The organism is Caballeronia sp., from assembly GCF_049581465.1.
Lineage (GTDB): Bacteria > Pseudomonadota > Gammaproteobacteria > Burkholderiales > Burkholderiaceae > Caballeronia.
Window position 1 is genome coordinate 1 of sequence record NZ_JBAUSA010000909.1, and the last position, 10,634, is coordinate 10,634.

The 10,634-nt window shown below is 60.2% G+C and carries 12 protein-coding genes; 5 read left to right on the forward strand and 7 right to left on the reverse strand.

Features of this window, described 5'->3' with window-relative positions; all coding sequences use genetic code 11:
* The 3 genes from WCA53_RS22215 to WCA53_RS22225 form a co-directional block, all read right to left on the reverse strand.
* Positions 1 to 407, reverse strand: a 407-nt coding sequence (locus tag WCA53_RS22215; protein WP_423915616.1) for a DUF2486 family protein, incomplete at its 3' end; no start/stop codon positions are given.
* Between the two features lie 97 nt (positions 408 to 504).
* Positions 505 to 921 (reverse strand): DNA polymerase III subunit chi, encoded by a 417-nt coding sequence (locus WCA53_RS22220; protein WP_423915617.1) that lies wholly within the window; start codon positions 919 to 921, stop codon positions 505 to 507.
* A gap of 43 nt (positions 922 to 964) precedes the next feature.
* Positions 965 to 2,476, reverse strand: a complete 1,512-nt coding sequence (locus WCA53_RS22225) for a leucyl aminopeptidase (protein WP_423915618.1) — start codon at positions 2,474 to 2,476, stop codon at positions 965 to 967.
* Between the two features lie 213 nt (positions 2,477 to 2,689).
* On the opposite strand from WCA53_RS22225, the gene lptF reads away from it, so the two are divergent.
* From lptF to WCA53_RS22250, 5 genes are all read left to right on the forward strand, one after another.
* Positions 2,690 to 3,787 (forward strand): LPS export ABC transporter permease LptF, encoded by a 1,098-nt coding sequence (gene lptF / locus WCA53_RS22230; RefSeq protein ID WP_423915619.1) that lies wholly within the window; start codon positions 2,690 to 2,692, stop codon positions 3,785 to 3,787.
* A gap of 3 nt (positions 3,788 to 3,790) precedes the next feature.
* Positions 3,791 to 4,939: an LPS export ABC transporter permease LptG gene (lptG, locus tag WCA53_RS22235; RefSeq protein ID WP_423915620.1), complete on the forward strand. Its 1,149-nt coding sequence runs from the start codon at positions 3,791 to 3,793 to the stop codon at positions 4,937 to 4,939.
* 20 nt (positions 4,940 to 4,959) lie between these two features.
* Positions 4,960 to 5,328, forward strand: coding sequence for a sirohydrochlorin chelatase (locus WCA53_RS22240; protein WP_423915621.1), 369 nt, complete (start codon positions 4,960 to 4,962; stop codon positions 5,326 to 5,328).
* A gap of 239 nt (positions 5,329 to 5,567) precedes the next feature.
* Entirely contained in the window at positions 5,568 to 5,909 is a 342-nt protein-coding gene (locus WCA53_RS22245; RefSeq protein ID WP_423915622.1) for a helix-turn-helix domain-containing protein, read from the forward strand.
* A complete protein-coding gene (locus WCA53_RS22250; RefSeq protein WP_423915626.1) occupies positions 5,899 to 7,203 on the forward strand; it encodes a type II toxin-antitoxin system HipA family toxin in 1,305 nt (434 codons plus the stop codon). Before WCA53_RS22245 ends, WCA53_RS22250 begins: the two co-directional genes overlap by 11 nt.
* Positions 7,204 to 7,242: 39 nt before the next feature.
* Here the strand turns inward: WCA53_RS22250 and cobA are convergent, their stop codons facing one another.
* The 4 genes from cobA to WCA53_RS22270 all read right to left on the reverse strand — a co-directional run.
* A complete protein-coding gene (cobA, locus tag WCA53_RS22255) occupies positions 7,243 to 8,004 on the reverse strand; it encodes a uroporphyrinogen-III C-methyltransferase (protein ID WP_423915623.1) in 762 nt (253 codons plus the stop codon).
* 9 nt (positions 8,005 to 8,013) lie between these two features.
* The gene (locus WCA53_RS22260) at positions 8,014 to 9,339 is read right to left on the reverse strand and encodes a sulfate adenylyltransferase subunit 1 (protein WP_423915627.1); all 1,326 of its coding nucleotides are present in this window, start codon (positions 9,337 to 9,339) and stop codon (positions 8,014 to 8,016) included.
* A 30-nt stretch (positions 9,340 to 9,369) separates the two neighbouring features.
* On the reverse strand, positions 9,370 to 10,332 hold the full coding sequence (gene cysD, locus WCA53_RS22265) for a sulfate adenylyltransferase subunit CysD (RefSeq protein WP_423915624.1): 963 nt from the start codon (positions 10,330 to 10,332) through the stop codon (positions 9,370 to 9,372).
* Positions 10,333 to 10,399: 67 nt separating this feature from the next.
* Positions 10,400 to 10,634 (reverse strand): phosphoadenosine phosphosulfate reductase family protein (locus WCA53_RS22270; protein WP_423915625.1); only part of this gene is annotated, 235 nt, incomplete at its 5' end.

The following is a 10,634-nucleotide window of genomic DNA, read 5'->3' on the forward strand; positions in this document are numbered from 1 at the left end:
ACGGCCGGGCCCTTCCGCCCCAGTTCGTCGACAACAGCCTCCCTGACCCATTCCGTCAGTTCCGTCTCAAGCGCCAGCGCCACTTCCCTCGTGATTTGACTAACCAGCCAGGTCGAATGCTCCTGCAGCGATTCCCGGCACCGCTCTTCGATCAAGGTGCGGCCATCGCCGGTCAGGAAGTGTGTGAAACGCCCGCGCAGACGATCCGCAATGACGTCGGCTTGATGCTCCGCAGTACCCGCTGACTCGGCTGACCCGACAACCGGCTGCGCAAACGGCAGCACTGGCTCAGGTGCGCGCGGCGCGGCGCGAGCGCGCTCGGGCCGCCCCGGTACGATGACATCGGTGAGAACGGGAATCGACGAATCAAAACTGTCAGTCATATCGGGCGCGATGGTTTGGGACATGAGTGGCCTCCGTCTCTTGTTGACTACGTTCTATTGGCAAGCAGCCTGCCGCCAAGGCATGGTCGGATCATACCCCGCGCCGCAGCGGCGCCCACTCTCAGCCGTTGTGCTTGTGATTGTTAAGCACGTATCCACGATCACGGTAAAACCGATACCGCTCCCGCCCGGCAACCAGTTCATGCTCCTCATTGCCAACCACTTCCAGTAAGCGCTCGAAGCGCGCGAATTGCGGCGGGACGGCGGCGCCCAGATTCAACAGTATCTGGTGATGCGTCACCGTTTCCAGCGATTCGGCCAGCACCACGGGCGTTTCAGCAGCCAACGCACTGTCAGCCATGCAATGCGGCACGAAGGCGTTCGGCTCGAAAGTCCACAACTGTTCGTCGAAGACTTTGAGCCGCGCGGGCTCCGCCAGCACAATCAACGGCTGCCCGCTCAAATACGCCTTGCGCACCAGACGGCAGGCGAACGCGATCGAATCCCCAACATTCGAATGGAAGTCGATACGCGTCATGCCCTTTCCCCCGCCTTCATTACAACGTGCTTCACGAATTGTTTCACTGCGCCGCGCGATCCACCAGGAACTGCGTCAGCAGCGGCACCGGACGTCCTGTCGCACCCTTGGTTGCACCGCTCTTCCAGGCCGTGCCCGCGATGTCGAGGTGCGCCCACGGATAGTTCTGCGCGAAACGCGACAGGAAACACGCGGCAGTGATCGCGCCGCCCGGCCGGCCACCGATATTCGCGACATCGGCGAAATTGGATTTCAGCAGGTCCTGATATTCGTCATCGAGTGGCATGCGCCACGTCGGATCGGTGGCTTCCTTCGATGCATCCAGCAACTCGCCCGCCAACGCATCGTCTTTCGAGAACAAGCCGGTATTGTGATGGCCGAGCGCGACCACGCACGCGCCGGTCAACGTGGCGACATCGATCACGGCCGCCGGCTTGAAGCGCTCGACGTAGGTCAGCGCGTCGCAAAGAATCAGGCGACCTTCGGCGTCGGTGTTCAGCACTTCGATGGTCGTACCGGACATGGATGTCACGATATCGCCCGGCTTGACAGCGTTACCCGCCGGCATGTTTTCGCAAGTAGGAACCACCCCGATCACGTTCAGCTTCAACCCCATTTCCGCGATGGTGCGCATGGTGCCGAACACGGAACCCGCGCCGAGCATGTCGTACTTCATCTCGTCCATGCCCTCGCCCGGCTTGATCGAGATGCCGCCGGTGTCGAACGTGATGCCCTTGCCGACCAGCACGACCGGCGCCGCTTTCGCCGGGCCGCCCAGGTGATGCATCACGATAAAAGCGGGCGGCTCGATGGAACCTTTCGCGACGGACAAGAACGAACCCATGCCAAGCGCTTCGATCTGCTTCTGGCCGAGCACTTCCACCTTGAAGTCAAACTCCTTGCCGAGCCTCTTCGCGGTCTGGCCGAGGTACGTCGGCGTGCAGACATTAGGCGGCAGATTGCCGAGATCGCGGGTAAGGTCCATGCCGTTGGCCAGCGCAGTCGCATGCTTCACGGCGACCTTCGCGGCTTTTTCGTCGGCGGTGTCGACGCTGAACACGATTTTCTTCAACGACCGATCACTGTTTTCCGGCTTGCTTTTCATCTGCGTAAACTTGTACGTCAGCTCGCGCAGCGCGAGAATGGCTGTGCGTACGCCCCAGTCGCCAGTGCGCTCGGGAACCGGCAATTGAGCCAGTGTGAACGCCACGTTCGCGATCTTGGTGGCGAGCAGCGCGCGCCATGCGACGCGTGTTGCTTCCGTGTAAGCCTTTTGATTGAAACCGTCTTGCTTGCCCAGGCCGACCAGCAAAATCCGCGACGCGCCGATGCCCGTCACTTCTGTCAGCATCAGCGTGGAACCTGCTTTGCCGCTCATGTCGCCGGCTTTCACGATTCGTGTGAGAAGCCCCTTGGTCGCCACGTCCATCTCGCGGGCGGCGCCCGTCAACGTCTGCGCTTCGAACACGCCGAGCACTACTACATCGGCCTTTCCGTTAAGGAACCCATTTGCGGAGCCTTTGCTCCAATCACAGGCTTTTATGCTAAAGTCCATCGCGCTTATCCTCGGATAAAATCTGGGCTGAAGGATGAAAGCCGCAATTATCCGCTATTTCTTCCAAGGCGGTCACGGGCGGTGGCGCTGAGCTCGAATGACTTCGCATGAATGTCCTCGCATGATTTCTTCCCGCGAACGGCGCACCTGTGAAAGCGGGTTGTCCGATCGTGGCGCACCCGTTCATCACCGCCGGCTATCAGCTACCAATCAATGATCTTCGAACGCTCCCTACAGCGAGAACTCGCGTATACGGCCGGTGCCGTATTCATGGTGCTGCTCACGATCATGCTCACGTCCATGATGATCCGCATCGTCGGCTTCGCGGCGTCCGGGCAGATCGATCCACGCGATGTCGTCGTGCTGATCGGCCTCACCGTGATCGGCTATCTGGCCGTCATGCTGATCGTCACCTTGTTCGTGTCCATCCTCTTCGTACTGACGCGCTGGTATCGCGACTCGGAGATGGTCGTGTGGCTCGCGTCGGGCGTGAGCCAGACGCGCCTCATCAAGCCGATTGCCCTCTTTTCCGCACCGATCATCGTGCTGATCATGTTCTTCGCGTTCGTCGGCTGGCCGTGGTCGAACCAGCAAAGCAAGCTCATCAAGGCACGTTTCCAGCAACGCGATGAAGTCTCGCTGCTCGCGCCGGGCCAGTTTCGTGAATCGCCGGCGAGTCATCGCGTGTTCTTCATCGAAGCAATGACGCCGGACCAGGGCCGTGTGCAAAACGTGTTCGTGACGAGCACGGAAGGCGGCAAGGTCAACGTGGTGGTGTCGAAGAGCGGACACACCGAAACGCGTCCGAACGGCGATCGCTTCGTGGTGCTGGAAAACGGCCGCCGATACGACGGCATTCCCGGCCAGCCTAACTTTCGGATCATGGAATTCGAGCGCTACGGCGTCAAGATCGAGAGCCAGCAATTCGTCAATACGCCGACCACCACCGGCTTGTACACGCCCGAGTTGCTGGCCGACCCGACGCGCAACAACCTGGCCGAATTCGCCTGGCGCGCGGGGCTGCCGCTCATCGCGATCAACCTGATGCTGCTCGCCATTCCGCTCGCCTATCAGAATCCGCGCCGTAGCCGCACGATCAATCTCGTCATGGCCGTGCTGATCTACCTGACGTATTCGAACTTGTTGAACGTGGTTCAGTCGTGGATCGAGCAAGGCAAGGTGTCATTTTTCGTCGGGCTGGTCGGCCTGCACATTCTCGTCTCCCTGCTCGTGGCGTTCATCTTCTGGCTACGCGTGCGCAATCGCCCGCTGTTCAAGCTGCCCTCATTCACCCGCTCGAAGGGGACCTGACGAATGCGCATCTACGAACGGTATTTCGCGCGCCAGATTTATCTCGCGTTCATCTTTATCCTGTTTGCGTTTTCCGGCTTGTTCTTCTTCTTCGATCTGATCAATGAGCTGAACACGGTCGGTCACGGGAACTACAAATTTGGTCTTGCCGTGCTGCGCGTCGCCTTGCAAACGCCTTCGCGGTTCTACGAGATTATCCCGGTCGCCGCGCTGATCGCCGCCATCTATGTGTTTGCGCAAATGGCGGCCGCGTCGGAGTTCACCATCTTCCGCGTGTCGGGATTGTCGACGGGCAAGGCCTTGCGCTCGTTGCTCAAGATCGGCATCCCCATCGTCCTGCTCACCTACGTGATCGGCGAAGTCATCGGACCTTATTCCGATCAGCTCTCCGAGCGCGTGCGGCTGGAGGCGCTGGGGTCATCGGTATCGAGCGATTTCGAGTCGGGTGTGTGGGTCAAGGACACGCTGACCGCCCGTGCGGATGGCCAGCAAGTCACGCGTTTCGTGAACGTGGGAACGTTGAATCCGGATGCGACGATTGCGAATGTGCGCATCTATGAATTCGATTCAAAGTTCCGGCTGACGAATGTGCGGATTGCAAAAAGCGGCGTGTATGCGCCGCCGGGCCACTGGAAGCTGACCGACGTAACGGACACCGAACTCGTCGATGCACCGCCGCAAGCCGTCAATCCCGGCGATGCCCTCAATCCGGTTTATCGTGCCAAACAGGTCGCGTTGCCGGAGTTCTCGCTACGCTCAGAGCTGACGCCGCAGATTTTGTCGGTACTGCTGGTGTCGCCGGACCGGATGTCGATTTTCAACCTGTTCCGGTACGTCCAGCATTTGACCGAGAATCATCAGGACACGCAGCGTTATCAAATCGCTTTCTGGCGCAAGATTCTCTATCCGTTTGCCGTGTTCGTGATGCTCGTTTTGTCGCTGCCGTTCGCCTACTTGCATACGCGTGCGGGCGTGGTGGGCGTGAAGGTGTTCGGCGGCATCATGATCGGCATGAGCTTCCAGTTGTTCAACACGCTGTTTTCGCACATCGGCACATTGAACACGTGGCCCGCGCCCTTGACCGCAGCGGCCCCTGCGCTGGCGTATCTGATCATCGGGCTGATCGGCCTGCGCTGGGTTGACCGGCATTAACGTTTAGCAGGAGGACGCGAGTGAGCAAGCACGGCATGATTTTGTTCGGCCACGGCGCACGCGATCCCCGCTGGGCGGAGCCTTTCGAACGGCTGGCTACGAAGCTGCGTTTGCGGCGCAGCGAGCCCGTGACGCTCGCTTTTCTCGAACTGATGACGCCTGATTTGGCCACGGCTATTGAGCAGTTGGGATCCGACGGGTGTGATGCGGTTACGGTCGTGCCGGTGTTCTTTGGTCAGGGCGGTCATATTCGGCGCGACTTGCCCGAATTGCTCGATCGATGCCGCGCGATGTTTCCATCGCTGACAATCAAATGCGCAACCGCGGTAGGTGAAGACGACGCGGTGCTGGATGCAGTCGCAGAATATTGCGTTCGGCAGGTTCTGTAGGTTTATCGCCCGATCCCTCGATCTGTTTTTCCACGGTGCCCCGCGAGTCCTGGACTTTCGGCGCATTGTCTTGTCCGAAACAGCAGGCGCGCCAAATCAGCCGTAAATTGCCATATCTGACTAAATAACCTATTTAATTGTTCAGATATGACTATTTGCGCCCCGTGCGCGATCTTGATACTTTGGATATTTTGTCTATACTGACCAATTAAGTGGGTTTATATGTCAGATACGACAAAATGAAGCGCAAGAACAAGGACTTTTCTTCTCCAGAACTCGATCAGCGGGCCAACGCGCTGGGACAGGCCGTCGCGGCCGCCCGTATCGCCCGCAACATGACGCGGCAGGACTTTTCCGAACGAGCCAACATCAGCCCGAGCACCCTGATACGCATCGAAAATGGCGATGTTTCGGTGAGTTTCTCGTCGTGGCTGCAGGCGTTCGAACGTGCCGGCCTTCTGGGGCTACTCCAGCCGCTCGCCGATCCGCAAAACGACGTTATAGGCGAAGCGCGGCGCAAGACAGAGTCGCGTCTGCGTCCACGCAAGACCGCTTCGAAGACAGGTGAATATGATTTTTAAGACGTCGACGTGGAGCAAATACGTCTTCATCGCTCTCGAAGGAGCGGCCGAAGCGGTGCCTGCCGGCAAGCTCGAACTCTTCGAGGAAGGAATCAAGCCGGTTGGGTCGACCTTCGTCTATGGCAACAAGTACCTGCAACGTTCAAACGCCGCAGCCGTGGATCCAGTCAGCATGCCTCTGGACGAGGCGAAGAAGTCGAAAGAAATGATATTCCAGCCGCCCGCCGGACTGGCGCTGTTTGGCGCGATTCGTGACGCCGCCCCGGATTCCTGGGGGCGGCGGGTCATCGAGAATATGTTAAGGGCGGCACCCGACGGTTTGCCGGAAACCGAGTATCTCGCTCACGCCGGTCCGCATCGGACCGGCGCGCTGGATTTCAGGGACTCCCCAAGCGCGACCGCGGAGCCGGGCAAGTTGCCGGATGCAAACAAACTGTCCTATTTGCTGGACGCCGCAGCAATGATCCAGGAGGGCAAGCCGGTTCCGAAAAAGTTGCAGTTACTCTTTAGCGTCGGTGCGACGTTCGGTGGCGCGCGGCCTAAAGCGGTGCTGCTGGACGACGGACGGCAGTGGGTCGCCAAGTTCCCCGTCGCCCGTGATGGTTTCAATGTTCCCGTGGTGGAGCGTGCGACGCTCGAACTCGCCCGCAGGTGCGGTATGCGTGTTCCCGCGACTAAGCCGATCCACCTCGCCGACGGGCGGGATGTCATGTTGATCGAGCGGTTTGACCGCGTGCCGTTGCCCGCGGGCGCGTTCGGAAAACGGCACGTCGTGAGCGCCCTGACGATGCTCAAGATGCATGAGAGCGATACGGCATCGGCCAACTATACGGACCTGGCTGACATGCTCAATGAACGTGGGGCTACGGGTTTTGTCGCAGCCGACAAGATCGAGTTGTTCAAGCGAATGGTGTTTAACATCCTCGTGACGAATGACGATGACCATCTTCGCAATCATGCGTTCGTGTGGGATGGGGCAAACAAGGGCTGGCGCCTGAGCGAGCTCTACGACGTTGTGCCGAAGCCGCAGGTCGGCTCCGAGCGCTTCCTGGTTTTAGGTGTAGGTCCGGCAATGGGGCGGCTGGCGACCCTCGACAATGCGCTCTCCGCAGCGGGGCGGTTCGGCCTGCTCAAGCACGCGGCAGTTGAGATCATCCAGCATCTGTCGGCTGTCGTCCGTGAGTGGCGGACTTACTTCGAGGAGTTCGGCGTGCCCCGGGCTGAGTGCGACAAGATCGCCTCAGCATTTCGCAAGCCGCAGGCGATTGGATTGCGTGAAGTGGAGAAGGCGTAGTACTTAGGGGAGTTGCTTGTGGCTAGCAGCCCTCGCGTCTCAAGCCGCAACCTGCAAGACCGCCTCCGCACTCGTAGGCGCTGAAGAACCCAAGGACCGCTGCGCAAACGCCTCGCCGATCATCAGCAAACTAGGCTGCGAAGCGTCCAGCCAATCTTGCGCATCGCCGCGGGCCATCGCTTCCAACGTCAGCGTCAGCGACCGTTCCCGTACCGTACTACATGCCTCGACGATCGCAACCGGCGTCGACCCCGGCCGTCCGGCATCTATGAGTTGCAGCGCAATCTCCGGCGCACTGTCGCGTCCCATGTAGAACACGAGCGAATCCGCACGCGCCTGCTCGCGGATTTCATCGCTATCCGGCGCACGGCTATAAGTCGCCAGCGCCACACTCCGCGATACCCCGCGCAAGGTCAGCGACCGCTTCAGCGTCGCGGCACTCGCGAGCGCCGCCGTGATGCCCGGCACCACTTCATACTCGATACCCGCCGCCTCCAGCGCGCGCATTTCTTCATCGGCGCGACCGAAAAGCATGGGATCGCCGCCCTTTAGACGCACGACGACTTCGTGCTCCCTGGCGGCATCGACGATCTGCTTGTTGATAAACTGCTGCGCCGTCGAACGCTGCCCGCAGCGCTTGCCCACGGCGATCTTGCGAGCGTGGGGCGCGTAGTCCAGCATGGCTGGCTCGATCAGCGCATCGTGCAGGACCACTTGTGCGCGGCTCAGCAGCTTCGCGCCGCGCACCGTGATGAGGTCCGCAGCACCCGGCCCGGCGCCGATCAAATACACCTTACCCATAATCGATACTCAGGCTGAAAAAGCGCGAATCATCCCAGCCGCGACCGTGTGATGCGTCGCTTCGTCGATCAGGACGAACGCGCCCGTGCCTTGATGCGTATCGTAAGCATCGCAGACGATCGGTTTTTGCAGCGTCAACGAAACGCGTCCGATGTCGTTCATCGTGAGATTGTGGCGATCGACGGCGTGCAGCAAGGTATGCACATCCAGCACCTCCTTGATCGCGCCGATCCGCGCGAAGACCGTGTTCGTGGTCTGCTTCAACAGGTACTTCCGCTGCTGCGAAAGCGGCTCTTCGTCGAACCAGCAAAGGTCGGCCTCAAGCTTCTTCGCAGGCTCGACTTTCTGGGCGCTCGCGCTGCGCGGCACGAAGGTGTCTCCGCGCGATACGTCGATATGCTCGGCCAGCCGAATGGTCACGGTCTGTCCCGCAAACGCGCGATCGACCTGTCCAACACCGCCCGGCACCGGCGCGATGATTTCGGAAACGGTTGCTTCGCGATTGGCCGGTAGCACGGTGATCGTGTCTCCCAGCCTCACTTCGCCTGACTCCACGCGCCCCATGTAGCCGCGGAAATCATCGGCCTGGCTGCCGTCCTGGCGAGCGACCCACTGCACCGGAAAGCGCAACGCCTGGTCCACGGGCTGCGCGACCGGCAGCGCTTCGAGCAAGTTCAGCAACGGCTCGTCGCCGTACCACGGCATGCGTTCGCTCGGCGTCACAATGTTGTCGCCCTTGAGCGCCGACACCGGTACAAAGCGCACATCCGGAATCCCCAGACGGCGCGCGAGTTCGACATAGGCGTCGCGGATTTCGTTAAAACGAGCCTCGCTGAAGTCGATCAAATCCATCTTGTTGATGGCGACGATCACGTGCTGAAGCCCAAGCAACTTGACAATCGCGCTGTGACGCACCGTCTGCGGCAACAATTGCGCGACGCCGTCCTTCATGGTCACACGTGTTGCGTCGACGAGGATAATCGCCGCATGCGCCGTGGACGCGCCCGTCACCATGTTGCGCGTGTACTGCTCGTGGCCGGGGGTATCGGCGATGATGAACTTGCGCTTCGCTGTAGCGAAGTAGCGATACGCGACGTCGATTGTGATGCCCTGTTCCCGCTCGGCTTCGAGGCCATCCGTCAACAGCGACAAATCGATTTCATCGCCGACGGTGCGCTTGTTCTTCGCACGCGACAACGCCGACAACTGGTCGGACAACACCGCCTTGCTATCGAAAAGCAAGCGGCCGATCAACGTGCTCTTGCCATCGTCGACACTGCCTGCAGTGATGAAACGCAACACGCCGAGGTCTTCGGGTTGATGAATGCTCATAATGTTTCCCTATTCCTGAATGCAGCGTGGTGCTTAGAAATAACCTTGTTTCTTACGGGTTTCCATCGCGGCTTCGGACGCCTGGTCGTCCATCCGCGTGGCGCCACGCTCCGTGATTTCCGTGACGGCCGTTTCCGCGATGATCTTCTCGACGTCGTCGGCGTCACTTGCAACCGGGCACGTGCAGGAAATGTCGCCGACCGTGCGGAAACGCACTTGCGCGAACTCCGACACTTCGCCTTCCTTCAGCGGCGTGATCGGCGTGAGCGGCACGAGCAAGCCATTGCGACGAATGATTTCGCGCTCGTGCGCGTAATAAATCGACGGCAATTCGAGCTTTTCCCGCCCGATGTATTGCCAGATATCCAGTTCAGTCCAGTTCGAAATCGGGAATACGCGCAAGTGCTCGCCGCTATGCAAACGCGCGTTATAGAGGCTCCACAACTCCGGGCGCTGCGCCTTCGGATCCCACTGGCCGAATTCATCGCGGAACGAGAAGATACGTTCTTTCGCACGCGCCTTTTCTTCATCGCGACGCGCGCCGCCGATCAGCGCCGTGTACCCATATTCCTCGATGGTTTCGAGCAGCGTCACCGCTTGCGCCGCGTTGCGCGAATCGGTTTCACGACGCAACCGCACGGTGCCCTTCTTGATCGAATCCTCGACATGACCCACCACCAGTTCGGCGCCGATTTCGGCTGCGCGACGATCGCGGAAATCGATTACTTCGTCGAAGTTGTGGCCCGTGTCGATATGAACCAGCGGGAACGGCAGCACGGTCTTGCGGCCGGCGCCAAGACCAAAGGCCTTCAACGCCAGATGCAGCACGACGACCGAATCCTTGCCGCCCGAAAACAGCAGCGCAGGCTTGCTGCATTCGGCGACGAGCTCGCGCAGGATGTGGATCGACTCGGCTTCGAGCCAGTCCAGGTGGTCCATGCGGGACGCGCGGTTGGGCGTCGGGGCGATGACGGTTGAATCGAGCGTGCTGCTCATATGCGTCGTTCCTTGGTTGCTTGGCTTCTTAGTCACGTGGTGGCGCGAAGCATGATAATCAATGGTGTTACAGGGCCGATGAGAGGGCCGATGAGGCCGCGGCGCTGCGATCTTCCACAATGGGAATGATGGTCGTCACATGCAGGCCGCATTCCTTCGTGTCGCGCGATTCCCACCACCACCGTCCGGCTCGGCTATCTTCGCCAGGACGAATGGCGCGCGTGCACGGCTCGCATCCAATGCTCGGATAGCCGCGCGCGTGCAGCGGATTCACGGGGACGTCGAAGGCTTCAAGATACGCC

Excerpts from the sequence above, each read along its gene's own strand:
- lptF (WP_423915619.1), top strand. The coding sequence starts at position 2,690 with ATGATCTTCGAACGCTCCCTACAGCGAGAACTCGCGTATACGGCCGGT.
- cobA (WP_423915623.1), bottom strand. The coding sequence starts at position 8,004 with ATGGGTAAGGTGTATTTGATCGGCGCCGGGCCGGGTGCTGCGGACCTC.
- WCA53_RS22250 (WP_423915626.1), top strand. The coding sequence starts at position 5,899 with ATGATTTTTAAGACGTCGACGTGGAGCAAATACGTCTTCATCGCTCTC.
- lptG (WP_423915620.1), top strand. The coding sequence starts at position 3,791 with ATGCGCATCTACGAACGGTATTTCGCGCGCCAGATTTATCTCGCGTTC.
- WCA53_RS22220 (WP_423915617.1), bottom strand. The coding sequence starts at position 921 with ATGACGCGTATCGACTTCCATTCGAATGTTGGGGATTCGATCGCGTTC.
- cysD (WP_423915624.1), bottom strand. The coding sequence starts at position 10,332 with ATGAGCAGCACGCTCGATTCAACCGTCATCGCCCCGACGCCCAACCGC.
- WCA53_RS22245 (WP_423915622.1), top strand. The coding sequence starts at position 5,568 with ATGAAGCGCAAGAACAAGGACTTTTCTTCTCCAGAACTCGATCAGCGG.
- WCA53_RS22225 (WP_423915618.1), bottom strand. The coding sequence starts at position 2,476 with ATGGACTTTAGCATAAAAGCCTGTGATTGGAGCAAAGGCTCCGCAAAT.